This window comes from Saccharothrix sp. ALI-22-I (assembly GCF_001984175.1).
Lineage (GTDB): Bacteria > Actinomycetota > Actinomycetes > Mycobacteriales > Pseudonocardiaceae > Actinosynnema.
This window is the reverse complement of sequence record NZ_MTQP01000039.1, coordinates 1-24,929: the sequence shown is the minus strand read 5'-3', so window position 1 is coordinate 24,929 and position 24,929 is coordinate 1. Positions and strand designations below refer to the sequence as shown.

Sequence of the window (24,929 nt, the reverse complement as noted above, 5' to 3'; positions counted from 1 at the left end):
CGGAACGGTGTCGATCGGTTCTTTCAGGGTTGACAGCGCGGACCGTTAATCACAAATGTGAGAGCGCTCTCATATAGCGCCCGCAATCCCCGCCCACGATGTACCGCCGCCGGCAGTCGCCTCCAGAAACCGGAGCAGCCAATGAAACGCCTCATCCGAACGCTCGTCCTCACCGCGACAATGGCTCTCGCCGCCGTCCACCTCTCTCCCACCGCCCACGCCGCCATCGGTGGCAGCTTCGTCGACCACTTCAACTGGTTCGACACCAGTCGCTGGCACAAGGCCGACGGCTGGAGCAACGGCAGCATGTTCAACGTCGGCTGGCGCGCGGACCACGTCTGGTCCAACGGCGGCGTCACGGGCATCAACCTGGACAAGGCCACGTGCCCCGGCGGCTGTTCCGGCAAGCCCTACGCCTCCGGCGAGTTCCGTTCCAACGACCTGTACTCGTACGGCCGGTTCGAGGTGCGGATGATGGCCGTCAAACGCCCCGGCACAGTGACGTCGTTCTTCACCTACACCGGACCGAGCGACAACCAGCCCTGGGACGAGATCGACGTCGAGATCCTCGGCAAGAACACCACCCAGATGCAGACCAACTACTTCACCAACGGCGTCGGCGGACACGAAACGATCATCAACCTCGGATTCGACGCCTCCACCGGCTACCACACCTACGCCATCGAGTGGTGGAACAGGGGCACGATCAACTGGTTCGTCGACGGCCGCCTCGTCCACCAGGAGACCGGGTCACGCGGCCCGCTCCCCACCCGCCCGCAGCGCATCATGGCAAACCTCTGGCCCGGCATCGGCGTCGACGACTGGCTCGGCCCCTTCGTATACCCCGGCACACCCCTGACCGCCCGATACGACTCGGTCAGCTACACGAAGTACTGAGTTCGAGGTCCGTCACCCCGACATCAGCGCCGGCCAGCGAACCTGGCGGTACGCGTTCGCCGGCCGACAGCAGTCCAGAGCCACCCACGAAACCAGCAGGAGAGCCAAATCGTCTGGAGGCACTGTCCGGGGCGACCTTCGCCGCCCCGGACAAAGCCTTCGGGCCATCGTGCGCAGTACCACCCACCGAGGCGTGCCCGGGATGCTGTGGCTGATCATGGTGCTGGTGGGCTTGGGTTGTCGAGGGTGGCGAGCCGGGTGTGGAGTTCGGCGGCCCGGGGTGAGTGGAGCCGGTCCAGGATGGCGAGTGCCCTGTGCCACGATGCGCGGGCTTGGTCTAGCCGGCCGATCTCGTGTTGAGCGTTGCCAAGTTCCCGGAGGGTCATGGCTGCCCCGTAGGTGTGGCCTGTGGGGTGTCAGAACTCTGCGCTGGACCGCTGAGCTGCGGGGATCGCGCACCACGAACCGCAGGAGCATGATCGTGAGACGTGGCGTTACGACTGCTGTACCTGATCTTCGTTCGGCTCGTCGGTTGGCTGGTTCTGCTCGGCCGGTCCTCCGCAGCGAAGGACGCCGAGCTGTTGGTGCTGCGGCACGAGGTCCCCGTGCTGCGCCGGACCAATCCTCGCCCCCGGCTGGAGTGGGCCGATCGCGCGGTGCTCGCCGCGCTCGTGCGGCAACTCCCTCGGCTGCTGCGCCAGCGCCGGTTGGCGACACCGGACACCGTCCTGCGATGGCATCGGCGCCTGATCGCGAAGAAGGGGACCCACCCGAATCGCACCGGTCGACGACACCGTGGTGGCGTTGGTCGAGCGGATGGCGCGGGAGAACACCGGCTGGGGCTACCGCAGGATCCAGGGCGAGCTGCTCAAACCAGGGCACCGGGTAGCCGCGTCCACGGTTCGCCGTGTGCTCAAGCGCCTACGCATACCCTCCGCGCCCAAGCGTGACACCGACCCCTCGTGGCGACGGTTCCTGCGTACCCAGGGCCACGAGCATGTTGGCCTGCGACTTCTTCCACGTCGACTGCGCCGTCACCCTCAAAAGGGTCTACGTGTTCTTCGTGCTCGAAGTGGCCACCCGCTACGTCCACATCCTCGGCACCACCACCAACCCCGACGGACCCTGGACCACCCAACAAGCCCGCAACCTGCTCATGGACCTCGACGACAGGGCCGATCGCTTCCGGTTCCTCATCCGGGATCGGGCCGGCCAGTTCACCGTCTCGTTCGACGCCGTCCTCACCGACTCCGGCATCGAGGTCGTGAAGATTCCGCCACGCTGCCCGCGGGCGAACTGCTATGCCGAACGGTTCGACGGCACCGTCCGACGCGAAGCCACCGACCGACTGCTCATCATCAACGAGCACCACCTCAAATCAGTGCTCAACCGATACGCGGCTCACTACAACCACCGCCGCCCACACCGAGCCCACGAACTCCTACCACCACGACCGGACCATCCGATTCCGCAACCGAGCCGCACATCGGTACACCGCCGACCAGTCCTCGGCGGCCTGATCAACGAGTACGAACCCGCCGCAGCTTAACGCGCAGGTCAGGCCACACGGCTGACTTCTGGCACCCCGCAGGCCTCACGTGGGCGGAGCTGGACCGGGAGACGCAGGCGTTCGGCCTGGCGACGACGGGTGGGCAGTGTTCGACGACGGGGGTGGCCGGTGTCACGCTCGGCGGCGGCCTCGGCTGGCTGATGCGCCGCCGTGGGTTGACCGTCGACAACCTGCTGTCGGTCGACGTGGTCACCGCCGACGGGCGGCTGCTCACCGCGAGCGAGCACGAGAACCCGGAATTGTTCTGGGGCCTGCGTGGTGGCGGCGGCAACTTCGGCATCGTCACCGAGCTGGAGCTTCGGCTGCACCCGGTCGACCAGGTCGTGGCCGGGCTGCTGATCCACCCGGGCGACCGGCTGGCCGACGTGCTCGCCTTCTACCGCGAGTTCGCCGCGACCGAGCCCGACTCCATCACCTCCACGGTCATCTTCCTCACCGCGCCACCGATGCCTGAGCTGCCCGAATCGCTGCACGGCGCGCCCGCGGTAGCGATCGGCGTGTGCTTCAGCGGCCCGCCCGAGGAGGCCGACGACGCGCTCCGCCCGCTGCGCGAGTTCGGGCCGCCGGCGGCCGACATGATCGCGCCGATGCCCTACCTGGCGCTGCAAAGCATGTTCGACGGCATGCCCGCCGGCGACTACGGCTACCACCAGAGCATCCGCACCGGCTACCTCCCGGAACTCGGCGACGAGGCGATCGCGACCCTCACCCGGCACGCCGACGCCGCCGTGTCGCCGCAGTGCCTGATCGAGCTGATCCACCTCGAAGGCGCCATCGGTCACGTCGCGGAAGGCGGCACCGCGTTCCCCAGCCGGGACGCCCGGTTCTTCTGCATGTTCCAATCCACGTGGAACGACCCAGGCAACGCCGCATCCCACACCGGTTGGACGCGGGACGGCTGGGATGCCATCCGGCCGTTCTCCGACGGCCGCACCCACCCCGGTTTCCTCGACGCCGACGAGCCCGCCAGCCGGGTCGCCGACGCCTACGGCGAACAGAAGATGGCCCGCCTCGCCGCCCTCAAACGCGAACTCGACCCCACCAACCTCTTCCACCTCAACAAGAACATCCACCCACAGACCACAACGGACTGACATGACGAGGCGAACTCGCCGCTGTGGTCGGGCGAGTCCGCCTTCTTGCCCGCCCTCACTGCGTCGGAGGTTGACTGCCGGGCATCGCGCCCGCCTCGGTGATCGACTGCGCCGTGCCGTCCTCGGAGACGACGGTCACCGTGTCGCCTTGGGCGATGTCGGTCAACCGGCTCACGATGTCACCGTCGATCGTGTAGGTCTTGGTGTAGCCGTCGGTGCTCGTCACCGAGATGGACGAGTCGTTGATCCCGGTCACCTCGCCGGACTGGAACCCTGTGCCTGCCGACAACCTCATCCTGTGCCGCTCGAAAGTCTTTGCCGCAGGTCAAGCGGCATGTCTGCACTCGGCCAGCAACGCCCGCACCATCAGCCGTCCGGACACCGACGGGAAGTGGACCAGCCACGCAACGGCCCGGTTGGGCGCCGGCGCCAGAACGCCGCGCGGCTCGCCGGGTACAGCGGCCCTGCTTCCGACCCGGCGTCAACACCATTGGGTGGAGTTGGATTCCGAGTCTTGACGTTCTTTTGGGCCGAGGCCGAGCATTGGATCAGTTGGAGGCGTCGGCGGGGCGGGATAACGGGGCTGCCTAGTTGACGGTCGCTCCTGGCTCGGCGGCGAGCCAGCTCGGGCTCGCGCCTAAAAATTTCCTGACGTATCTGCAGGCTTCGCCCCGACGTCACGGTCATCACATGGACAGGAGCCTGCTACCGGCTTGGACCGGCCGAAGAACTCACCGCTTCCCGATCCGACGAATCCGCCCGATCCGACGAATCCGCTCGAAATACAACGGAGTCCAGCAATGTTCGAGTCCACCACCACGCTCGACATGCCCGCCCGCACGAACCGATCCGCCGGCACACCCCTGGCTCGGGCGAACGTCCGAAACTCCTTCGCTCCAGGAGCGGTCGATCTGGCGTCGCTCGTGCCGATCATGTACACCTTCATGTTCCGGAACATCGCCAGTGACGGCTTCGTCTACAGCGATCCACAGTCGCCGGACGACATTTCCCGGGATTCGAAGCCTGGGTGCATCATCGCCGCCCCGTCCTTCCCTGCCGACACGCCAGGCATCGACCAGGACTACGTCTTCAACTGGGTGCGCGACGGGGCCATCACGGCCATGGAGGTGGCCAAGGCAGACATGCCCACCGGCCCGAGCGGCGCGGTGCAGACACTCAACGACTACGTGACGTTCGCCGACCTCTGCCACTCCAACACCCAGCCGCCGTGGACCAAGGGTCACGCCTGCTTCACCATCGCCGGCGACGTCCGCCCGTGGACCGAGCAGAACGACGGTCCGGCCTTGCAGTCCATCACCATCCTGGCCGCCTACGACCAGCTCGATCCCGACACCCGGAAGCGGGCGGTCGACCTGGTGAACTCGAACGTGGCCTTCCTCCTCGGCGTCTACGAGGACCCCACCACGAACCTGTGGGAGGAGCACAGCGGCTATAGCTTCTTCGCCCGATCCGCCCAGCTGCGCTGCTTCCAGGAGATCCAGGCCTCGACCATCGCCGGCATCGAAAAGCCGGCCGGGCTGCGGCCCGCCGTCGACTGGCTACGCCAGGCCCTCGCGGGCCACTGGGACGGGAGCAAGTACGTGAGCGTGATGGCCGACCCCGGCAACGGGGCCCAGCCATCACCCCACGATCCGGTCGTCAGCGGTTACGACCCGAACATCGACATCGTCCAGTCGGCCGTCTACGGCGCCGTTCCCGTCACCGACACCAAGCTGCTGGCCACGGCGGCCCAGCTGCGCTCGCAATGGGAGGAGGGCGGCATCGCCTTCTACCCGATCAACAAGGCGGACAGGGAAAACTTCGGTATCGGGCCGCTGTTCGGCCGCTACCCCGGCGACGTCTACGACGGTGACACATCCGACCCGGTGCTCGGCGGTCACCCCTGGGCCCTGTCCACGTGCAACGTTGCCGAGCTGCACTACAAGCTGGCCGCCGAGATCAAGTCCAGCGGCAAGGTACCCGTGGACGACCTGTCCGCACCCTTCTTCGCCCCGTCCGGCATCGACGCGTCGACGGCCCCGGCGGCGGCAGCAGCAGCCTTGACGGCGACCGGTGACGCCATGGTGCGGGCCGTCGTCTACCACAGTGACAACTTGGAGCTCTCCGAGCAGTTCGACGGCACCACCGGCTACGAGCGCAGTGTCCACAACCTGACCTGGAGCTACGCCGCCTACCTGTCCGCTATGCGAGCCCGTGCCGAGGCCGTGTGACCGCGGTGGCAGGCCGACACCGATCCCGCACACCACGCCGGCCCGGCTGCGCCAGGGGCCGGGCAGAGGAGTGACTGCCCCATGTACGTGAGATTCCCCGAGGGGGCGGCGAAGCGCACCGACCCCGCAGCGACGACCGACGTCCTCTACGACGCCGTCATCGTCGGCGGCGGGATCGCCGGAGCCATCATCGCCTCGCGGCTGAGCGCCGCCGGCAAGAGCGTGCTGATACTCGAAGCGGGCCCGGGCGAGGACCTCACGTTGAAGGGCTACGAAGGCTACCTCGACCGCTTCTACTCGGCGACCAGCAAGGACAACCAGTCCCCCTACCCGGTCGTCCCCAACGCCCCGATGCCCCGCGGCACCGACGCACGGCGCATCTTCCCCGGTTCGCCGGACGCCTCGGCCTACATCGTCCAGAGCGGACCCTTCGCCACCGACACGACCTACACGAGGGTCCTCGGCGGCACCACCATGCACTGGGAGGCCAAGACGCCGCGGATGCTGCCCGAGGACTTCCGGATGCGCACGCTCTACGGCGAGGGCGCCGACTGGCCGCTCACCTACGACGATCTCGCCCCGTACTACAACGAGGCCGAACGCGAGATCGGCGTCTCCGCCGACGTGGAGGACCAGACCTACCTCGGGGTCGAGTTCGACGAGGGCTACGTGTTCCCCATGAAAGGGCTGCCCCTGTCGTACCTGGACCAGATGGTCGCCAAGGACGTCAACGGGATGCCGGTCGAGCTCGACGGGGTGACGCGGGAGCTGCGGGTCCGGCCATGGCCACAGGGGCGGAACGGGATACCGAACCCGGCCTACAACGGCGGGAAGGGCTACGTGCCGCAAGGGGCGGTGAGCACGTACCAGGTCGAGGTCGGCGGGCGGTGCCAGGGCAACAACAACTGCGTGCCCATCTGCCCGGTGCAGGCCAAGTACAACGCCGGCAAGACCCTCGCCGCGGCCCTCCAGAGCGACCTGGTCCACCTGGTGGCCCAAGCGGTGGCCTACAACGTGCACATCGACGAACACACCCGCCGAGTGACGGAGATCGAGTACCGCCACTACGACCAGCCCGACAGTCCCGGCTTCACCACCCTGCGCGCCCGGGGTCGGCTGTTCATCCTGGCCGCCAACGCGGTGGAAAACCCCCGGCTGATGCTGGCCTCCGGCCTGCACGGATCGAGCGGCCTCATGGGGCGCAACTTCATGGACCACGCCTACCTGCTGGCGTGGGCCCTGCTACCGGAGGTGGCCGGCACCTTCCGGGGCACGAACTGCACCGGCGGCATCACCGACCTGCGCGGCGGCCGCTTCCGCCGCCACCAGGCGGCGTTCAGCGTCGACATCCACAACGACGGCTGGGGCTGGGCCCGGGGTGCGCCGATGACCGACCTGATCGACCTGGTGGACGCCGGTGGTCGCTACGGCGAGGCCCTCCGCCAAGGCCTGGTGGACCGGGTGTCCCGCCAGCTGCAGTTGGCGTTCATGGTCGAAGTCCCCGCCAACCCGAGCAACCGGATCACCGTGGACCCGGCCTTCACCGACCACCTGGGGAACATGCGGCCCATCCTCACCTACGACATCCCCGACTACACGATGCGGGGCGTGGCGTACGCCCGGCAGTTGTCGAAACGGATCTTCGCCCGCCTCGGGGCCGAGGACCACACCGAGTACGACCCGAACTTCTGGGGCTACGCCGTCTACGCCGGCGAGGGGTACGAGATCCGAGGCGGCAACCACCTCGCCGGCACCCACATGATGGGCCGTGACCCGTCGACCTCGGTAGTGGACGCGGATCAGCGGTGCTGGGACTACCAGAACCTCTACCTGGTCGGCGGGGGAAGCATGCCCACCGTGAGCACGTCGAACGTGACGCTCACCGTCGCCGCCCTGTGCCTGCGCAGTGCCCAGGCCATGCTGACCCAGCTCGACGCCGAGTCCGCAGCGATCAACATCACCTCGAAGGCCGCCGCCCAGAGCCGCCCCCAGGAGGTGGCCCGGTGACCGCGTCGACCATCCACAACCGTGACGACCTGATCAAGTACCTGCACAGGGCGATGGTGCTCGAGCACGCGACCATTCCCCCCTACCTGACCGCGTACTACTCCATACATCCCACCACCAACTCCGACGCCGCCCACATCATCCGGGTGGTCGCGGTGGAGGAGATGCTGCACCTCACCCTCGCCGCCAACGTCCTGAACGCCATCGGCGGGACGCCCGACCTGAGCCGCCGCGGCTTCGTGCCGTCCTACCCGACCTACCTGCCCGACGGGGAGTGCGACTTCACCGTCGACCTACGGCCCTTCTCCCCCGAGGCGGTGGAGACGTTCTGCAAGATCGAGCGGCCGGGCAAGGCTCCCCGTGACAGCTCACGGCTGGTGCCCGCATCGGACAGCCACCGGCCGACGCCGGTTTCCAGCCCGACGGACGAGAGCCTGCGCTTCTACAGCATCGGCGAGTTCTACGCAGAGATCATCGAAGGGCTCGAGAAGGTGGCGGACCGCGAGCCCGATCTCTTCCAAGGCGATCCGACCCGGCAGGTCGGGCCCGAGTACTTCTACTCCGGCGGCGGGGCAGTGATTCCCGTCACCGACCTGGACTCGGCCCGGCAGGCGCTCCAGTTCATCGCCGATCAGGGCGAGGGCCTCGATGCCGGCATCTACGGCGAAGACGGGGAACTGGCCCACTACTACCGGTTCCGCCAGCTGCAGCTCGGCCACTACTACCAGGTCGGCGACCACCCCGACGAACCCTCGGGGCCGCCGCTCAACATCTCCTGGAACGACGTGTACCAGGTGAAGGTGAGCGCCCGGCTGGCCGACTACCCGGCGGGATCGGAACTCGCCCGTGCCGCCCGGGACTTCAACGCCGACTACGGAGTCTTCCTCGCCCTGCTCACGAAGGCGTTCAACGGGCAACCAAGCCTGTTGCAGGACGCCATCTGGCACATGTTCCGCCTGCGCGACGGGATCAACCGGCTGGTGCGCAACCCCCTGCCGGGCAGCGACGGTCTGCACGCCGCTCCTACCTTCGAGATCCCGACCGCGGTCGGCCACGATCCGGGCGCCTCCCGGACCGCCGGCGAGGTAGCCCAGGCGGTGACGGGATGACCGCCCACTCGTTCAAGGAGTTCCTCCTCCTCTCGGTCGACCTCACCGCCTTCGAGGAGACCGACCTGCTCGGCACCGGCCTGGCCCACCAGTACCTGGCCAAGGTGCGGGACGCCTGCGGCGAAGGAGTCGTCACCGCCCTCCTGGGCGCCCACCGGGCCGCCCGAGCCGACGCGGCCGGTGATGCCGAAAGCCCTGACCGGACGCTGCTCGACCGGGCCCTGCGCCACCGGATCTTCAGCGACGACCGGCTCGGCCCGGTGGCCCGCAACGTGATCAAGCTCTGGTACGCCGGGATGTGGTACGGGCTGCCACCCGAGTGGACCGACTGCTACGAGGCCCGCACGGCGGCCGAAACCTCCACCGTCACCGCTGCCTCCTACCAGGAAGGGCTGCTGTGGCGGGCCATCGCGGCCAATCCCCCCGGTGCCAAGGCTCCCGGCTACGGCTCCTGGGCCCAACCACCCCGCATCGAGGCCCGATACTTGAAAGAGGCAACACAATGACAGAACTAGGTAACCGCCTCAGCCCGGACAAGGTGAAGCTGGGCGTCTGCTGCACCCTGTGGTGGAACGACGACTTCCCCACCATCGACGCCGGCATCCCCTTCGGCCAAGCCGTGAGCGAGATGGCGCTCGCAGGCTTCCAGGGCTGCAGCATCGGGCACAAATACCCCTCCGACAACAACGTGCTCAAGGCCGCTCTCGATCTCCGCGGCCTGCGGGTGTCCGAGCCATGGACGAGCACGTACTTCACGATCAACAACATGCGGCAGAAGACGATATCCGCCTTCGAGGACACGCTGACCCGCATCAAGGCACTGGGCGGGACCGAGGTGGTCGTGGCCGAGTTCGGAGCTTCGTCGCACCTGCTCCCCATCGACGTGTTCGCCAACCGCCCTGTCTTCACCGATGCCCAGTGGGACGCCTTGACGTCGGGCTTGCAGGAACTCGGCAAGATCGCCAACTCGGCCGGGATGAGGCTCAGCTATCACCACCACATGGGCACCGGCGTCATGTACCGCGCCGACGTCGACCGGCTGATGGCTTGTACCGATCCGGCCCTGGTCCACCTGCTGCTCGACACCGGCCACATCGCCTTCGCCACCGGCGACCCGCTGACTCCGCTGGAGCTGGCCAAGGCTCATGCCCACCGCATCGGCCACGTCCACATGAAGAGCATCCGGCCGGAGTTCGTGAGCCAGGTGAGCGAAGAAGGCCTGTCGTTCCAGGACGGCATCGAGCTCGGCGTCTTCACCGTGCCCGGAGACGGCGCGATCGACTTCCAGCCCATCCTCGAGGTGCTGGCCGACGCCGACTACCAGGGGTGGCTGGTCGTGGAAGCCGAGCAGGACCCGAACAAGGCCAACCCGCTCGAGTACGCAAAGAAGGCCCGCCACTACCTCACCGGTGTCCTGGGTTGGTAGTGAATTCGGGACCCCCGAATTGCGCAGCCCGCCGACACCGGATCTCACCTCACGCAGAGGACACCAGGAATGAACGCGCCAGTCAAGCGAGACATATTCTTCAGCTTCTTCATGTTCACGGCCGATCTGAGGCCACAGGACGCGCGTTACACCAAAATCCTGATCGATCATCTGAAAGCCCTCACCGACATGGGCTACGACGGCTTCGACCTGCACATCGCCTCCCAGCCCGCGACGGTCGACCACCAACTCGAAGTCGAAAGCTACGTCCGCCTCAAGAAAGCATTCGACGAGGCCGGGCTGAACGACGTGAAGTTCACCACCAACGTCGGGACCACACGGACCTTCGACCCGACTTCACCCTACGAGGAGCAGCGCAGCCAGGCGCTCTCCTACCTCAAGTCACGCGTCGACATCACCCAGGTCCTGGGCGGCGACTCGATCATGTCAGGACCGTTCCTCTACCCCTACGGCGTCTTCCCGCTCACGGACGACAACGAGCCGATATGGAGCGACGCCCTCCTGGCCTGGATGAAGCCGCGCTATCACGCGGCGCGTCCCGTCTTCGAGGAACTGGCGACGTACGCCGCAGCGCGAGAAGTGAAGCTCGCCATCGAGCCCGTCAAGAGCTGGGAGACGCCTCCACCCAACATGGTCTCGCAGGTTCTGGATTTCCTCGACGACCTCGGGCACGCGCAGTGCGGCGCAACGATCGACACCGCGCAAGTCGTGATGGAAAGCCAAGGTCCCTCGATCTTCAAGGACAACGTCGCTCGAGCCACACGGCAGGATCGGCTCCACTACGTCCACATATCCGCACCAGACCGTGGCGCGGTGCACGACAGCTGGATCCCGTGGGACATCATCCTGAACGAGATCGAACCCGTCTATCGCGGACCGTACCTGGTCGAGGTGTTCAACGCGATCCCGCCGTTCGCCAACTCCATGCGCATGGCACGCCGGCGGTTCTGGCGGCCCGGCGAGGACGACCCGGAGCCCGGCGTGGACAGCGCCTACGACGTCGCCATGGCCGGGTTGGAGGAACTGCGAGAGCAGATCGCCCTCTCCGCCCGAGTCCGGTCCGATCCGCCGCACCTGGCCGCCGCCCACGCCGGAGGCGCCTGACGGACGCGGGCCACATCTCTCCACCATCTCAGGAAGGCCCCTCACGCGGCTGCCGGGCTCTCCAGGGTGATGCGGCTGTAGTCGTCCTTGCGGATCGCGCGGCCGATTGTGCGCACGGGCAGGCTCCACGCGCTCTGGTCGGCGATCAGCTTGGCCAGCTGGGCGGACTCCCAGTCGAGCTTCTGGTGGACCAGTTCGACCTCTTCCTCGTCCGTGGTGGTCAGGTACGAGACCGCCGACCACCACACCCGCTCCCGGTAGTGCTTCAGGCCGGTGCCGGTGAGCACGATGTCCAGGCCGTGCAGGGTGTTGCGCAGCGGGGTTATCCCGCCGCCGTAGTCGCGGGTGAGCGTCTCGGCGATCTGCGGGATCGAGCGGACCAGGATGTTGTTGACCTGGTCGTGGTCGAACTTGCGGCCGAGGTCACACCGCCTGGACGTGGGGTGCGCTCCTCGCCGCCACCATGGCCGCCTGGCTGCACCAACTCACCGCAACCGAAGGACCGACCGGGCGGCTCGCCGGGTGGGGCACCCGCGACGGCAAAGCCATGATCACCACCCTGCGCCACCGTCTCATCACCACCCCCGCACGTCTCGTTTCTCATGCAGGACAACCAATCCTGCGGCTACCGCCCGGCCACGACCTACTCGCGAAGATCCTCGCCCGACTCCGGACGCTTCCCGCGATGCCCTGACCACCCCGGCCCACCCGGCCCCGACCAAGGACCCCGAACACGAATCCGGTGCGACTACCGGGCCACAAACATGCCCGGCCACCGGAACACGCATCCAAAGATCCACATCCGCACATGTAGATCACCTCAGCCCACTACTCGCGGAATCGGGTCAGAGGCGGCCGTCCTCGACGACCGCGACCGCACCGTCGTGCGATGCCTTGATTCCGCAGATGATCACGACAAATCGTCTCCCCGTGTTGTGGGATGACATATCCCGAGCGCGAAGTGCGGAGCGGCACCTCCCGCGCGGCCGCGGATTTCTCGCTTACCCGGCCGACTCGTCCGTAGCGCTTGCCAGGGCGCGGTTGTTCAGCACGGGATAGAAGACCAGCGCCACCAGGATGAGAAAAACACCACCGGCGACATACGAGACCTGGACGGCGAACAAGCTGGCGAGAACGCCGCCGAGTGCCGCACCGACCGGCCCCCCAGCCATTACCACCAGCCTACTCGACGAGAGCACCCTCCCCAAGAGTTCGTCGGGCACGATCCGCTGGCGCAATGTGCTCACAACGACTTTCTCCGCGGTCATCAACGCACCGGTCACCATCATCATCGCGGCCGCAACCCACGAATTGGCGACAAGTCCCAGAACCAGAATGGCCGCGCCCACGCCGGCTTTGCCCGCGAGCATCACTGTGCCTGGGCCGAATCGCTTGCTGGCGGCCGCGGCGGCCAGTCCCCCGGCCGTCGCGCCGACCGCGGTGGCCGTCAGCAACAGACCGAAACCGAAATCCGGAAGTCCGAGGACCTCCTTGGCCAGCAGCGCGAGCATCGCGAACTGAGCGGTGGCGGCGACGTTGCCGAGGCAGGAAACCGTGGCCAGCGCCCGCAGGGTCCGGTTCCCGAACAACCACCGAATGCCCTCGACGATTTCGCTCCGCACGCTCTTGCGCGGAGCGTCGGACGTCTCCTTCGGCTTGGCGTCCGTCCGGATCGAGAAGATCAACAGGCCGCTGGCGGCGAACGAGAGAGCGTTGCCGGCGAACGGCAGGAAGTTCCACACGCCGAACAGCGCGGAGCCGACCGGAGGCCCCACGAAGTCCTCACCGTTGCTCTCCGCCGCGACGATCCGCCCGTTCGCCGTTGCCAGGCTCCGCGGATCCCGCGACACGAAGTCGGGAATGGCCGACTGGGCGGCGAGGTCGAAGAAGACCTGGCCGACGCCCAGCAGGAACGCCGCGACCACCAGCCACAGCAGGTTCACCTGCGCGGTCAGGATCAGCACCGCGAGACCGACCAGGACGGCGAACCGGCCCAGGTCCGCCCACACCATCACCCGTCGGCGGTCCAGCCGGTCCACCACGACACCGGCGTGTAGCGAGAGCAGCACCCAGGGAATCTCGGCGGCCATGACGACGAAGCTCAACGCCATCGGGCTGCTGGTGCTCTGCAGGGCCAGCAGGGGCAACGCGGCGGCGTGCATGCCGGTGCCGATGGCCGACACAAACGTGGCGCCGAAGAGTCTGTGGAAGCGGCTTCCCAGCCTCACCTTGGCGTCGCCAGATTCCTTCGTGGACACTTCGAGAATTCCTCCGGCTAGACTTTCACAACAGAAGACTCCAGCACGGATTCCCGCACCGAACCGTACCGCGCGAACACGTCCGAGACGATTTTGCCGATGCTCAAAACCGGTTCCACGTTCATCATCTCCTCGTGCTCACAGTCGATCGAGTAGGTCTCCACTCCTCCCTGGGCGAGATCAGCCCACCACGGTCGCGACCGTGTGAGGTGCCAGAAGTCTGTATTGATGCTCTGACCTGCGTGTCGCAACGCCACGCTTCACGATCATGCCCCTGCGGTCCATGGTGCACGATCACCGCAGCTCAGCGACCCAGCGCAGAGTTCTGGCACCTACACGGTCGCCCGTGATCAGGATGAGGGTCGATCCGACGGCGTCGCGGCGCGCCGGGTCCGGCGTCGCGCTGGCCACCCCCGTGGCCGTGGTAGCGACGAGCCGGCCACGGCCAAGGCGACTCGTCGTAATCTCGCGGTCAACACAGACACCTACCGAATCGGGTCGTGCGCGGTGACAGAACGCGCACTCGGAAGGCACCGCTGACTCGCGGCGGCGCCGTGAGCCCGAATAGTCGAAGCCCTCAACGACTTCGAAGCCATCCGAAAGGGGGCACTCGCGTGCGCGAATGCCCCCTTCCCGTTCAGCCGATCTTGTAGGCGCGGATCACGGTCTGCTCGAACGTGTTGCCGTTGCGGTCGGAGCCCTTGACGCGCAGCGAGGCGTATCCGGTGGTGGCGGGGTTGCGCACGAACGCGGTGCGCCCGATCACCGGCACCGTCGACCACGTCTTGCCGTCGTCGAAGGACACCTCGACCCGGACCCGGTCGACCCGGCCGTTGGCCGCGCCCTGCTGCTGTTCGACCACGAGCGGCACCCGCAGCACCCGGCCCGCGGGCGCGGCGCCGTTCGCGTCGAGTGCCGGGGTGAACCGGACCGCGGTCAGCGGCAGCGGCGCGTACCGGTCACCCGGCACGGTGTCCGAGCGGAACGTCCACGCGCCGCTGACCGCCGTGGAGAACTCCGAGACACCCGGCGCGCGCACGGTCTCGGTCTCGACGCGGAACTCGGCCGCGCCGGGTGGCACGGCGAACTGGCCGCCGGCCGGCTCGGCCGTCTCGCCGACCACGGTTCCGTTGCGCAGCAACCTCGTCCGCGCCGACGACGTCACCGACCTGCCGAGGTGGCCGTCCCGGTCGCCGAACAGGGGCACGAAGAAGTCGACCAGGTCACCGGTCCTGCTCAGGTACGGGTACGGGCTCGCGGGCAGCCCCGGGCCGAACACCGGGCGGTTGAACCGCTCCCGGTACGTGCGCCCCGGCTGGTGTGTGCGCATCGGTGTGTCGAGCTGGGCCTCGATCGCTTCGCCCCGGAACTGCCCGAGCGACCACGCCCACCGCACGTCGGGCGCGGCGGTGGTGTAGTCGAGGGACCGACCCGGCGCGGTCACCGCGGTGTCCAGGCTGAAACCGCCCAGGCCGCCGCCGGACGGGAAGGCCAGCATCGGGTAGCCGGCGAAGGCGTACCGCTTGCCGTCAGGCCCGGGGGCGAACTCCGACCGCACCTCGGCGAGCTCGCGCTTGGCGGGCGCGCGGACGAAGCCGGTGGGCACCTTGCCGTGTTCCGCCCACGCGAACCGGTAGGTCACCGGGGTCGTGCCGACCGGTGTGCCGGTGGCGTGCGTGTTCACCATCATGGAGAAGTCCTCGGCGGGCAGCTCGGGGCCGAGGTGCCCGATGGAGACGTTGCCGAAGCTGCCCGCGTACAGCCCGCCGATGCCGGCCACGAGCGTGCCGTTGCGGCTGCGGCCGAGCAGCAGGTCACCGAACGCGGGTTCGGCCTTCGGGTCCGGGAAGGTGATGGAGATCGGTTTCGCCTTCCGGGCGTCCGCCACGACCGAGGTGGTGTCGCGGCCGACGCGCAGGCTCGGCATCGGCAGCACGGCGCTCTTCGTCCCGTCGGTCAGCACCTCGGTCACGACCATGTACTCGCCGATGGGCAGCCGGGTGGTGGCCTTGCCGACGTCACCGCTCAGGATCACGGACCTGCCGTCGTCCAGACCGATGACGAGCGCGAAGTAGTCGACCGCGGGCCGACCCGCCGCGTCCACGAACTCGAACGTGACGTCGTAGCTCTCGACCTCGCGGTTCAGGCCCACCGGCACGCGCAGCCGCACGTCGCCGCCGGACGCGACGACCGTGCCGCTGTACGCGCCGTCCGCGGTCGCGGCCCTGGGGTCGGCAGTGACGGTGGCCTTGGCCTCACCACCTGCGGGCACGGTGACCGTGGCGGGGCTGACGGTGAACACGCCGGCCGGCACGGGCGCGCTGCCGGGGCCCTTGGCGTCGATGGTGAGGTCGAGCGTGACCGGCGCGGCGCCCGCGTTGCGGATCGCGAACTCCTTGCCGCTCGGGGTGTCGTCGTCGTGCGGCCACTTGTGCAGGCCGAGCGCGAGCGACGGCGGGTCGGCGGTGACCGTGGTGGTGATGGCCTTGGTCAGGTCGACGCGGCCGGTGCCCTGGTCGAACGCCGTCAGGGCCGGGTTGTTCTTGGCCGACGCCATGAGCGTGGCCTTGATCTGCGCGCCGTTCCAGTCCGGGTGCTGTTGAGCGATCAACGCCGCCGCGCCCGCGACGTGCGGAGTGGCCATGGACGTGCCGGACACCGCCACGTACTTGTCACCCACCGGGGTGCCGATCCGACCGGTGCTGGACTTGGCCGCGACGATGTCCACGCCGGGCGCGGTGATGTCCGGTCTGGGCGCGCCGTCGCCGACGCGCGGCCCGCGGCTGGAGAAGTCCGCGATGCTGTCGTCCCGGTTGACCGCGCCGACGGCGAGCGCCGCGTCCGCGCTGGCCGGCGAGCTCAACGTCTCCGGCGCGCCGGAGTTGCCCGCCGCGACCACGAACAGCGTGCCCGTCCGGGCCGACAGCGTCTCGATGGCCTGCTCCAGCGGGTCGACCTCCGGGGTGTCCGTGCCGCCCAGACTCATGTTGATCACGTCCGCGCCCTGGTCGGCGGCCCACTGCATGCCGTCGACGATCCAGGACTCCGCGCAGTCCAACGAGCAGACCTTGCCGTCGAGGATCTGCGCGTCCGGCGCCACACCCCGGTACTTCACCCCGGCGCTGGCGACCGTGGCGGCGACGTGCGTGCCGTGGCCGACCAGATCACTGGTGTCGGGGTCCTCGCTGAAGTTGCGTTCGAGGACTTCGCGGCCCGCCAGGTCGGGGTGCGTCTGGTCGACGCCGCTGTCGAGCACGGCGACCTTGACGCCCTTGCCGGTGTATCCGGCCTGCCAGGCGGTCGGCGTGCCGATCTGCGCCACGGAGCGGTCCAGGCTGGGCTTGCGGATGCCGTCCAACCAGATCTTCTTGACGCCCGGGTCGTTCACCAGGGCCTGGTAGGTGCCTGCCGTCTCGGATTTCGCGGTCCGCGCGGCCACCGAGCCGATGGTGGGCAGCGCTCGGGTGACCTGGACGCCGCCGGCTTGCGGCTGGTCGCCGGTGATGATCAGCGGCACGGTGTCGCGCTTCGCGTCGTCGTAGCCCGCGTCCACGAGCCCGGTGACGTCGAACAGGCGCAGGTCCAGCTTGCCCTCGGCGAGCGGTCGGGCCGCGTCGCGCGGGATGACGTGCAGCCGGCCGTCACGCAGGAACCGGTAGAACGTGATGCCGTCGCGGTCCCGACCCGGTGTGACGGAGAGCAGCGACTGCCCGGCGACGACGACCCGGTCACCGGTGATCAGGGTGACGGTGTGCCGTTCGCCGCCGACGCGGCTCGGTGGTGACACGGGTGACGCGGTCGCTGTCGCGGTGCCGGCGGCCAGACCGACCGCCAGTAACGCCGCCCCCCAAGCGATCCCACGCTTTCGTGACCTCGGATTCAACGCAGATACCTCCCGAATCTGGTTGAGCGCGCTGTGGAAACGCACTACCGGGAGGCGCAACGACATGCGGAGTACCGAAGTGAAGTCGCCCCCGACACTTCGACGCTATCCAGTCGGAGGAGCGGATTCAGCGGCCCAACGTGGTGCGTGCGGGCGGCCGGGTAGCCCAACGGGCGTTGCTCGCCGAGGGGGCGCCCGCAGGACCGCACCGCCGCCCGCTCTCTGCCCCCCCGACGCCGCCGACCGCGTGCGGCGCGAGCCGGACGTGATCGGCTGAGCCGGTCTGGGGGCACGTTCCTGCCACGGGGGTCGCGCGACGTGGCCGGAGTGGCACTGTGAGGGGATGAGCGCCGTCGCGCACCTGCAGCGGATCGCCCGGCCCGACCTGTACGCGCGCAGCCCGTTCCGCGTGCTGCGGCAGGCGATCGAGATCGGTATCGCTCCGGTGGACCTGTGCGGACTGGCCGCGCAGATCCACCTGGGTGACGACCGGGGGTTGGCGCTGCCGCCGCCGGTGGTGACGCCGGGGTCCCTCGACTACACCGCGGACGTGCTGAGGACGCCCACGAAGCGTCTGGTCGAGGAACTGTTCTGGTGGTGGGACGACGTTCGGGGTGCGGGTGTCCCGCCGAGGTGCACCGGGTGCACGACGAGGCGGTGCGCGCGCATGCCTCCGCGCTGGCCGAGCGGCATCGGCGGCTGCGGAACTGCTGGCAGCACAGCCCGCCGAGCATTGCCATATGCAGGGCGGAGATGACCCCGCCGGCGTTGCACCCCAGCAGTGCCGCGCCGAGGATCTGGCCGGTGTCAGCGTCGACAACTGCCTTCCAAGTCCCGACCTCGTCATGGAGTGTCCCGGCCTCCGGGACAGCAACCATGGGGACCTTGACCACTTCCACCCTGCATCCGGTACCGGCGACGCATGGAGCTCCGGGCGGAGCCGCCGAACACGAGACGGTGATGGTGCTGTCGGCGGTCGGGGTCACGGCTGCCGAGGGTGACGAACGTCGTGGTGGCCGTGCTCGAAGCGGCGCACTGGGCGGGTCAAGTCCTGGGGCGTGGTGGACGGCGGGGACCTGCCTGCTGGTTGCGCTGCTGCTGGGCATCGTGGTCACACAGTCCAGACGAGGAGCACGCCATGCCGCAGCCGGGGACGGACACAACAGCTCCGACTCGTCCTCGGTGAGGTAGAGCGCCGCCCTGTGGGCCGTGTCCCGTGAGCAACCGCCGACGGTTTCGGACTTGTCGCCGTCGGAGGGGCGCGGGCCAACGCGGAAGTGTCACCGATGAGCACCGCCACACGGCCTGCTGCTCCTCGGTCAGCCGAACCTCGGTGCGGGCCTGGACGTCGGCGACAGCGGCCAACGGAGCGGGAGCATCACGGCGTCTCGCCCCGCCCGCTCGGTCGACGGTCGGCGCGTTCGTCCTGAGGGGCCGCCGATGCTCAGAGCCGTCGGGGCTGGGACCAGTCCGTCCGGTGGTGCAGGTTGGCCCGCGCCACGTTCGACGTCCGCAGCGGGGCCGCGTCGGGGTCGTCCACGACGGTGCCCTGTTCGGCGGCGGGCATCTTCCGCCACCCCGAACAGCCCCGCACACAGGGATGGCTCATCTCCGTCAACACCACAAGCCCGTCGGCATCGCGCACGGGCTGCTGCCAGGTGATCGACCCGGTATCGTCACACACGTCGCATTCCGGTCCGGAATCCACTCCGACATCCACGCCAGCAAGGATTCCGCACCAAGCCCGTACCACCCGTCGTGACCACCCGATCGAGTGACACCTTCAGGGGTTTGGGTAGCCGACGTGGCATCGGACCTGCGTACATCCGCTGTCGTATCGGGTGCCGGTGCGGCAGCGGACCACTACACATCCAGGGTCCGGCAGTGACAGCACGGAGCTGGAGTGGGCTACGGGCGGGGACAGCCGATCAGCCGATCAGCGGGTCACGCTGACCTGCGACGAGGTGCGCACTGAGGTGACCACCGTCCTGGGCGCGCCCGCAGCCGAGAACCTCACCGACTATCCGGGTGCCACGGCACATCCGACATCGGGCGGCCAGCGATGGGCTTGCCGACAACGTTGTCGACCACGATGTGCGCGTCCGGAGGGAACCGCCGCATGCTTCCGCCGCGTCGGGTACGAATGGTTCATGGAACAGGTTGAGGTCTGGCGAGGCGCTCACGGCGATCCGGCACCGTTGTTCGGCCCGCTGCCCGGCATCCGCCTCGGTGACACGCTCGCCTACGAGTTCCAACTGCCGGACAGCTTCGAGCCGTGGCCTGGAGGCACACTGCTGGAACGCGTGTTCGTGCTGCTCGACCTCGGTGTGAGCATGTCCATTCCCGCCTGGCGGTCCACCCGCGGAACCGACCGCGCCCAGACCGGACCGACCACCTGGTACGTGGACCTCGTGCACGTCTCGACCACACAGGACTCGATCACCGTACGAGACCTCTACGCCGACGTCCTGGTACCCACCGACGGACGCCACCAGCGATTGCTCGATCTCGACGAGTTCGCCGACGCGATCGAAGCAGGGCAACTCGACATCGCCACCGCCGTCGACGGACTGCGGCGCTGGCAACGCTTCCTCGACCGGCACCTGCACGCCGCCCGCGACCCCAGCGAGACGTGGACCGACTTCCCACCCCGGCGGCTGCGCGACCTGGCGGCGCTCCCCAGCCCGCTGGGGCCGATCGTCACCGCACCAGGCTGATCATCAGCCCAATCGCACGCATCCAATGTGGTTGGCCTGCTGGTTGAGGTGCCCGAGTACCGCAATGTAGGTCCGGACACCGCAAGGTTCGGCCGGACAGGGCAGCGGTCCGCCGAGTACGTCCGGACATCAGGCTGCCGGGTTGTTCGGACCTGTCTTGCGGCTGCGGGCACACAGCCGGAACAGGCCATCGGGTCGCTTGCCGGTGTGGCGCCCTGGAGAGGTCAGATGCGGGCTGCCGGGTTGACGCAGTGAGGTTCACCCCGAACGGTGGACAGGATGTCCGTCAAACGGGTTACCCCCGGAGGGAGCGCATCGCCATGACCGACGAGCGGCACATCGCCGACTCCTACAGCGACGCCAACGTGCTGTTCCACGTGCTGCGGCACGTCGGCTGGGGTGACCTGGTCAACGTCGGCCACTTCACCGTGCCGACGTTGCCGCTGCTCGTGGGCGGGGTGGGGTGGTTCCAGCGCAGGTTGCTGCGACGGTCGCTGGCGCTGCTGGACGCACAGCCGGGGCACCGGGTGCTCGACGCGTGCTGCGGGCGCGGCCTGTCCACCGCGCTGCTGGGCGAACGCGGCTGCGACGCGGTGGGGCTGGACGTGCAGCCCGAGCAGGTCGCCGAGGCCCGCCGACGGTTCGGGAGCAGGCCGAACACCCGGTTCGCGGTCGCCGACGCCACCACGCCGCCGCCGAGCGCGGACGGCGTGGAGCTGGGTGACGGCACGTTCGACCGGGTGCACTGCCTGGAGGCCGCCTTCCACTTCGGGCCGGACGGACGGCGGGCGTTCCTGGCCGAGTGCTTCCGGCTGCTGCGGCCGGGCGGGCGGCTGGTGCTGGTCGACTTCACCTGGCGGGACCCGGACCCGACCACGATCGACGCCGTGGACCCGGACCGCGTGGTCCGGACCGCGTGGCACTTCGAGCAGATCGAGCCCCTGGCCCGGTACACCGGGAAGGCCGCCGACGCCGGTTTCACCGTCCGGGCCGTGCACGACTGGACGCGTCCGGTGCTCGGACTCCCGATGCGGCTCGCCCGCCCGGCGCTGCGCGTCACGTCCACCGAGGCCGGTCGCCGGGCGTTGCGGCTGCGCTGGCCGGGACTGCGCGAACTGACCCGTGACGACTGGCGGCGCGTGGACGAGAGCGTGCGCGCGCACCTCGTCTGGGGCGCCGCCTGCCGCTACTCGGCGCTGGTGCTGGACAAGCCCCTCGCCCGGTGACCCGTCGCCCCGGTCCTGGCCGGGACGTCCGGCCAACGCGCAACGGGCGGGCGCGGTGCGCGCGGACATGGGGCTGGACGAGGTGATGGCGCTGCCGACCACCACCAGCCAGGCCGCGCCCGGGCGGCGCTGGAGGCCGACCTCCAGCGCCGCACCCTGGCCGTGGTCCACGCCGGGCCGCGCCCGCCGGGGTTGATCCAGCATCCGCGCCGTGGACAAGCTCACACTCACCCAGGCCCAGGCCGTCATCGCCGCCGCGATCCTGCGGCACCTGCACGCCGTCATCACCACAGGTCGGAGCTGGGACCCGGACATCGCCACCCACGGCGCCACACCGGCCGCCGCGCTCACCGCGGCCTGAACCGCGCAACCGCGCCACGAGCAGGGCAGGGGCGAGCCCCACGCGGCATGGAGACACCCCTCGGTGATCTCGACGCTCATCACGGGCAGCCCCACCCGTCGTCACCCAACCCGATTACACGCTGCCGGGACCAACCATGCCGCTATGCAGGGAATGACGACGAACCCCGATCACTGACCAACCCCTTGACACAAAACGACTTACGCTGATGAGCGTGCGTTCCCTGGCGCACGGTGTGGCACGCGTGGCTGTGTGACGCGCAGTTCTGCTCCGACGCGTAGGCCCTGCGTGAAGGTGTCAACGCCCGGCAGGGCCGGCGGTGGTTTGCCGGGTGATCAAAGGTCGAAGTCGTCGTAAGGATCGTCGATTTTCGAACGTAGTGGTTCGTCGAGGTCGACCGGAGCTGGCGGATCGGGCTGCAGGCCCTCCTCGTCGACTGGCTCGAACAGCTCGACTTGCCGTTCTGCCAGATCGTCGACTGTTGGTTGCTCCAGATCCTCAAGGAGCAGCTCGTCGAGCACCGATGGGCTCAGGTCGTTGAGGTCCAGCCAGTCCGGGCTTTTCACCACCAGGTCCTCGGACAGCAACACACTCGGCTCGTCGAACGCTGGCGACGCCGGCCCTTCCGTCACCAACTCGTCGGGAGTCCGTGAGTTCAGGTCGTGGACGCCATCGTCGTTCGGCTCGTGAGGTGGTCTCGGGTGATCGTGCGAGTTGTAGGACGCGATCGGCTCGGCGGGTCCCGGAGGCGTGAGCCATCGTTCCAGCACGCGGTTGGTCAACTCGGCGGCTATGGCGCACGCCGTCACGGTGATCCCGGCCTTGGTGACTTCCACGACGACGGACTCACCGACGGCGAGCGCAGCCAGCGGGGCTCCCACGACCGTGGCGACGAGGACAGCGGAGCCGATCCGGAGAACCGCTGGCACCCAGAACAGCGGTCTCGTGGGGGACATCGCATCGACCGGAGCGTCCTGGATGCTGTCGCGAACCTCGACGAGCAGTTCCCGCAGCGCCTTCTTCCTCTCCCGGTTGTCGGGCTCGATGTCCACGGCGAAGAACGAGGCGAAGGTGTCCGGCTCGATTTCGAGGAACTGCTCGGCCTGCCGGATGGCGTTGACGGAGAACCGACTGCGTTCGGCCACCGGCAGCGCCACGCATTCCAGCATCACCCCCAAGGCATCCACCGCATGCATACGCGCGATCCGGGAGAGCTGCTGTGCGGCGGCGTTGTCACCGTTAAGGATTTCCTGGCGGATCGCGCTGTCGAGTGCGCCCAGCGAGTGCAGTTTGTCTTTGAGCTTCCTGGCCGCGCCAGGAAGATCCGCTAAAAGCGGCTCATCAGCGCCAGAGTCACCAGGACGCTCGGATGGTGTCTCTTCCGGCACTAGGCGCCCCTTCCCCCGAGGACCCGCCCTCACAGACGCGGTGGCCCGCGACAGTCACGTGTGCCGCTAGGCAGCTTCCGTCCCGCCCATGGCGACACGTCGGCCTTGAGCTTAGCTTGACTCTGTCAGTGATCTTGAAACAGCCAGCGTGTCGCGGAGGGTGACTGATCGGTAACAGCGAGGCTTATGGGTCGGTGAAGTCATATCGCGCTCCGAGGTGGTCAGATGTCCTTACCGGTTGGTTGCCGGTCCGCGGTGGAGGTCCCGGAGCTCACCGCGCGGATGGCGCGAGCCAGTAATCCCGGTGGTACGACGGCGATGTGGGTGCGTGACCGCCTCAGGGGTCTGTGGAGGGACGAGGACTTCGCCGACTGTTACTCGCGTAACGGACGCCCCGGGCTCTCGCCCGCCCAGTTGGCCACGGTGAGCGTGTTGCAGTTCCTGCTGGGCCTGTCCGACCGCGAGGCCGCCGAGGCCGTGCGCTGCCGTATCGACTTCAAGTACGCGCTCGGTCTGGAGCTCGACGATCCCGGCTTCCACCACAGCGTGCTCGGTGACTTCCGCGACCGCCTCCTGCGGGCCGGCCGGGCGGACCGCCTCCTCGATGTCGCCCTGGCCCGCCTGAAGGACGCCGGCCTGGTCCGCGAGCGCACCGCCCAGCGCACCGACTCCACCCACGTCCTGGCCGCCGTGCGCGACCTGACCCGCCTGGAGTTGGTCACCGAGGCCGTGCGTGCGGCCCTGGAGGAACTCGCCCGCACCGCCGACCATGCGCTCGACGGTCTGGTCGACGAGCACTGGGGCCGTCGCTACGGTCGACCGGTGCGCCTGGGCAAGAATCCGACCCGGCCCAAGACCAGGATCAACACCGCCGGTACGGACGCCCGCCACTTGCTCGAACACCTCAGCCACCACCATCCCGGCCTGCTGGACGGGCCTCAGGTGCAGGCCCTGCGCCAGGTACTGATGCAGAACTACCACGTGGACTCCACGGGCCGCCTGCGTTGGCGCGAGGATGACGAGGGCAGCGGTCTGCCGCCTTCTGCGAACCGGATCGTCTCGCCCTACGACCCGACGGCCCGCTACGCGCGTCGGGGACAGGTCACCCGCTGGCAGGGGTTCCTCGCGCACGTGACCGAGACCTGCTCGGGTGACAGTCCCAACGTGATCACGGACGTGGCCACCATGCCGGCCACCAGCCCGGACGCCGAGGTCCCGCCCGGCGTCCACACCAGACGGACAGCGGAGCGTTACGGTGGAGCACGAATGGGTCTTTCTGCTCGGCGGACGCGTGGGGCCGCATTTCTCATCCTGCCGCCGAAAGATCCGTCCCCTCGTTCAGGCCCTGTCAGCCGTCACCAACGTCATGACCCGCAACAGAGCCGATCACTCTCTCCCGATGGCCGACGCGCAGCCAAACGCAGCGAGCACAGGCCGAAAGCCGGCACCCTCGTCCACTCCTCGCCGTACTGGAGGGCCAGGCCCGCCTGAACCAAGCCGGTAACGCGCCATACGCGATGGACAACATCGGGCCTTTCATGTACTGGCATCAATCTTGATTTGAGTGTCCACCGCGGAACACTGGTCGGTAACCTGATTTAATCAGCGCTTCAACTCGCCCGCGTAGAATTGGTACG

At 68.5% G+C, this 24,929-nt stretch carries 21 protein-coding genes and 2 pseudogenes; 15 read left to right on the top strand and 8 right to left on the bottom strand.

Annotated features, from left to right (window positions below; translation table 11 throughout):
- Positions 1 to 141 precede the first annotated feature (141 nt).
- From bglS to ALI22I_RS47305, 3 genes are all read left to right on the top strand, one after another.
- Entirely contained in the window at positions 142 to 897 is a 756-nt protein-coding gene (bglS, locus tag ALI22I_RS04740; RefSeq protein ID WP_077004315.1) for a beta-glucanase, read from the top strand.
- 997 nt (positions 898 to 1,894) lie between these two features.
- A complete protein-coding gene (locus tag ALI22I_RS52020) occupies positions 1,895 to 2,446 on the top strand; it encodes an integrase core domain-containing protein (protein WP_077004357.1) in 552 nt (183 codons plus the stop codon).
- Positions 2,383 to 3,561, top strand: a complete 1,179-nt coding sequence (locus ALI22I_RS47305; protein ID WP_238598110.1) for an FAD-binding oxidoreductase — start codon at positions 2,383 to 2,385, stop codon at positions 3,559 to 3,561. Before ALI22I_RS52020 ends, ALI22I_RS47305 begins: the two co-directional genes overlap by 64 nt.
- Before the next feature lie 55 nt (positions 3,562 to 3,616).
- Here ALI22I_RS47305 and ALI22I_RS04715 read toward each other — a convergent pair whose 3' ends face one another.
- Positions 3,617 to 3,850: a hypothetical protein gene (locus ALI22I_RS04715; RefSeq protein WP_143531963.1), complete on the bottom strand. Its 234-nt coding sequence runs from the start codon at positions 3,848 to 3,850 to the stop codon at positions 3,617 to 3,619.
- A 511-nt stretch (positions 3,851 to 4,361) separates the two neighbouring features.
- On the opposite strand from ALI22I_RS04715, the gene ALI22I_RS04710 reads away from it, so the two are divergent.
- The 6 genes from ALI22I_RS04710 to ALI22I_RS04685 all read left to right on the top strand — a co-directional run bounded on the left by ALI22I_RS04710 (position 4,362) and on the right by ALI22I_RS04685 (position 11,459).
- Positions 4,362 to 5,792, top strand: coding sequence for a glycoside hydrolase family 15 protein (locus ALI22I_RS04710; RefSeq protein WP_202970672.1), 1,431 nt, complete (start codon positions 4,362 to 4,364; stop codon positions 5,790 to 5,792).
- An 81-nt stretch (positions 5,793 to 5,873) separates the two neighbouring features.
- Positions 5,874 to 7,799 (top strand): GMC family oxidoreductase, encoded by a 1,926-nt coding sequence (locus tag ALI22I_RS04705; protein WP_083751418.1) that lies wholly within the window; start codon positions 5,874 to 5,876, stop codon positions 7,797 to 7,799.
- Positions 7,796 to 8,908 carry a ferritin-like domain-containing protein gene (locus tag ALI22I_RS04700; protein WP_077004313.1) on the top strand — a complete coding sequence of 371 codons (1,113 nt, stop codon included), beginning with the start codon at positions 7,796 to 7,798 and terminating at the stop codon, positions 8,906 to 8,908. The genes ALI22I_RS04705 and ALI22I_RS04700 overlap by 4 nt, the downstream gene beginning before the upstream one ends.
- On the top strand, positions 8,905 to 9,414 hold the full coding sequence (locus ALI22I_RS04695; RefSeq protein WP_077004312.1) for a hypothetical protein: 510 nt from the start codon (positions 8,905 to 8,907) through the stop codon (positions 9,412 to 9,414). The genes ALI22I_RS04700 and ALI22I_RS04695 overlap by 4 nt, the downstream gene beginning before the upstream one ends.
- Positions 9,411 to 10,334 carry a myo-inosose-2 dehydratase gene (gene iolE / locus ALI22I_RS04690; RefSeq protein WP_077004311.1) on the top strand — a complete coding sequence of 308 codons (924 nt, stop codon included), beginning with the start codon at positions 9,411 to 9,413 and terminating at the stop codon, positions 10,332 to 10,334. Before ALI22I_RS04695 ends, iolE begins: the two co-directional genes overlap by 4 nt.
- Positions 10,335 to 10,403: 69 nt before the next feature.
- Positions 10,404 to 11,459 (top strand): sugar phosphate isomerase/epimerase family protein, encoded by a 1,056-nt coding sequence (locus tag ALI22I_RS04685; protein ID WP_077004310.1) that lies wholly within the window; start codon positions 10,404 to 10,406, stop codon positions 11,457 to 11,459.
- A gap of 41 nt (positions 11,460 to 11,500) precedes the next feature.
- Here ALI22I_RS04685 and ALI22I_RS04680 read toward each other — a convergent pair.
- From ALI22I_RS04680 to ALI22I_RS04670, 4 genes and pseudogenes are all read right to left on the bottom strand, one after another.
- Positions 11,501 to 11,869: pseudogene (locus ALI22I_RS04680) on the bottom strand (DUF5995 family protein); the annotation flags it as partial.
- Positions 11,870 to 12,460: 591 nt separating this feature from the next.
- Positions 12,461 to 13,717: an MFS transporter gene (locus ALI22I_RS04675; protein WP_238598102.1), complete on the bottom strand. Its 1,257-nt coding sequence runs from the start codon at positions 13,715 to 13,717 to the stop codon at positions 12,461 to 12,463.
- 17 nt (positions 13,718 to 13,734) lie between these two features.
- Positions 13,735 to 13,974, bottom strand: coding sequence for a hypothetical protein (locus ALI22I_RS48605; protein ID WP_143531962.1), 240 nt, complete (start codon positions 13,972 to 13,974; stop codon positions 13,735 to 13,737).
- Between the two features lie 380 nt (positions 13,975 to 14,354).
- The gene (locus tag ALI22I_RS04670) at positions 14,355 to 17,504 is read right to left on the bottom strand and encodes a S8 family serine peptidase (protein ID WP_238598099.1); all 3,150 of its coding nucleotides are present in this window, start codon (positions 17,502 to 17,504) and stop codon (positions 14,355 to 14,357) included.
- 439 nt (positions 17,505 to 17,943) lie between these two features.
- Here ALI22I_RS04670 and ALI22I_RS53035 point away from each other — a divergent pair, with 439 nt between their 5' ends.
- Complete coding sequence (locus ALI22I_RS53035) at positions 17,944 to 18,357, top strand: hypothetical protein (protein ID WP_083751416.1); 414 nt, start codon at positions 17,944 to 17,946, stop codon at positions 18,355 to 18,357.
- A gap of 4 nt (positions 18,358 to 18,361) precedes the next feature.
- Here the strand turns inward: ALI22I_RS53035 and ALI22I_RS55330 are convergent.
- Both ALI22I_RS55330 and ALI22I_RS04660 read right to left on the bottom strand, forming a co-directional pair.
- A pseudogene (locus ALI22I_RS55330) lies at positions 18,362 to 18,478 on the bottom strand (hypothetical protein); the annotation flags it as partial.
- 566 nt (positions 18,479 to 19,044) lie between these two features.
- Positions 19,045 to 19,284: a hypothetical protein gene (locus tag ALI22I_RS04660; RefSeq protein WP_179118093.1), complete on the bottom strand. Its 240-nt coding sequence runs from the start codon at positions 19,282 to 19,284 to the stop codon at positions 19,045 to 19,047.
- Positions 19,285 to 19,750: 466 nt separating this feature from the next.
- On the opposite strand from ALI22I_RS04660, the gene ALI22I_RS04655 reads away from it, so the two are divergent.
- The 4 genes from ALI22I_RS04655 (at position 19,751) to ALI22I_RS50400 (ending at position 21,904) form a co-directional block, all read left to right on the top strand.
- Positions 19,751 to 20,317, top strand: coding sequence for a DUF402 domain-containing protein (locus ALI22I_RS04655; protein ID WP_077004305.1), 567 nt, complete (start codon positions 19,751 to 19,753; stop codon positions 20,315 to 20,317).
- Positions 20,318 to 20,637: 320 nt separating this feature from the next.
- The gene (locus ALI22I_RS04650; RefSeq protein ID WP_202970670.1) at positions 20,638 to 21,543 is read left to right on the top strand and encodes a class I SAM-dependent methyltransferase; all 906 of its coding nucleotides are present in this window, start codon (positions 20,638 to 20,640) and stop codon (positions 21,541 to 21,543) included.
- A 55-nt stretch (positions 21,544 to 21,598) separates the two neighbouring features.
- Positions 21,599 to 21,739 (top strand): hypothetical protein, encoded by a 141-nt coding sequence (locus tag ALI22I_RS50405; protein WP_179118092.1) that lies wholly within the window; start codon positions 21,599 to 21,601, stop codon positions 21,737 to 21,739.
- Between the two features lie 15 nt (positions 21,740 to 21,754).
- Positions 21,755 to 21,904, top strand: a complete 150-nt coding sequence (locus tag ALI22I_RS50400) for a hypothetical protein (protein WP_179118091.1) — start codon at positions 21,755 to 21,757, stop codon at positions 21,902 to 21,904.
- Positions 21,905 to 22,239: 335 nt separating this feature from the next.
- Here the strand turns inward: ALI22I_RS50400 and ALI22I_RS04645 are convergent, their stop codons facing one another.
- Positions 22,240 to 23,292, bottom strand: coding sequence for a hypothetical protein (locus ALI22I_RS04645; RefSeq protein ID WP_143531959.1), 1,053 nt, complete (start codon positions 23,290 to 23,292; stop codon positions 22,240 to 22,242).
- Positions 23,293 to 23,517: 225 nt separating this feature from the next.
- Here ALI22I_RS04645 and ALI22I_RS04640 point away from each other — a divergent pair, with 225 nt between their 5' ends.
- Complete coding sequence (locus ALI22I_RS04640) at positions 23,518 to 24,783, top strand: transposase (RefSeq protein ID WP_202970668.1); 1,266 nt, start codon at positions 23,518 to 23,520, stop codon at positions 24,781 to 24,783.
- Positions 24,784 to 24,929 lie beyond the last annotated feature (146 nt).

Excerpts from the sequence above, each read along its gene's own strand:
- ALI22I_RS04710 (WP_202970672.1), top strand. The coding sequence starts at position 4,362 with ATGTTCGAGTCCACCACCACGCTCGACATGCCCGCCCGCACGAACCGA.
- bglS (WP_077004315.1), top strand. The coding sequence starts at position 142 with ATGAAACGCCTCATCCGAACGCTCGTCCTCACCGCGACAATGGCTCTC.
- ALI22I_RS04685 (WP_077004310.1), top strand. The coding sequence starts at position 10,404 with ATGAACGCGCCAGTCAAGCGAGACATATTCTTCAGCTTCTTCATGTTC.
- ALI22I_RS53035 (WP_083751416.1), top strand. The coding sequence starts at position 17,944 with ATGAGCGCCGTCGCGCACCTGCAGCGGATCGCCCGGCCCGACCTGTAC.
- ALI22I_RS04640 (WP_202970668.1), top strand. The coding sequence starts at position 23,518 with ATGTCCTTACCGGTTGGTTGCCGGTCCGCGGTGGAGGTCCCGGAGCTC.
- ALI22I_RS04655 (WP_077004305.1), top strand. The coding sequence starts at position 19,751 with ATGGAACAGGTTGAGGTCTGGCGAGGCGCTCACGGCGATCCGGCACCG.
- iolE (WP_077004311.1), top strand. The coding sequence starts at position 9,411 with ATGACAGAACTAGGTAACCGCCTCAGCCCGGACAAGGTGAAGCTGGGC.
- ALI22I_RS52020 (WP_077004357.1), top strand. The coding sequence starts at position 1,895 with ATGTTGGCCTGCGACTTCTTCCACGTCGACTGCGCCGTCACCCTCAAA.
- ALI22I_RS04705 (WP_083751418.1), top strand. The coding sequence starts at position 5,874 with ATGTACGTGAGATTCCCCGAGGGGGCGGCGAAGCGCACCGACCCCGCA.
- ALI22I_RS04650 (WP_202970670.1), top strand. The coding sequence starts at position 20,638 with ATGACCGACGAGCGGCACATCGCCGACTCCTACAGCGACGCCAACGTG.
- ALI22I_RS04695 (WP_077004312.1), top strand. The coding sequence starts at position 8,905 with ATGACCGCCCACTCGTTCAAGGAGTTCCTCCTCCTCTCGGTCGACCTC.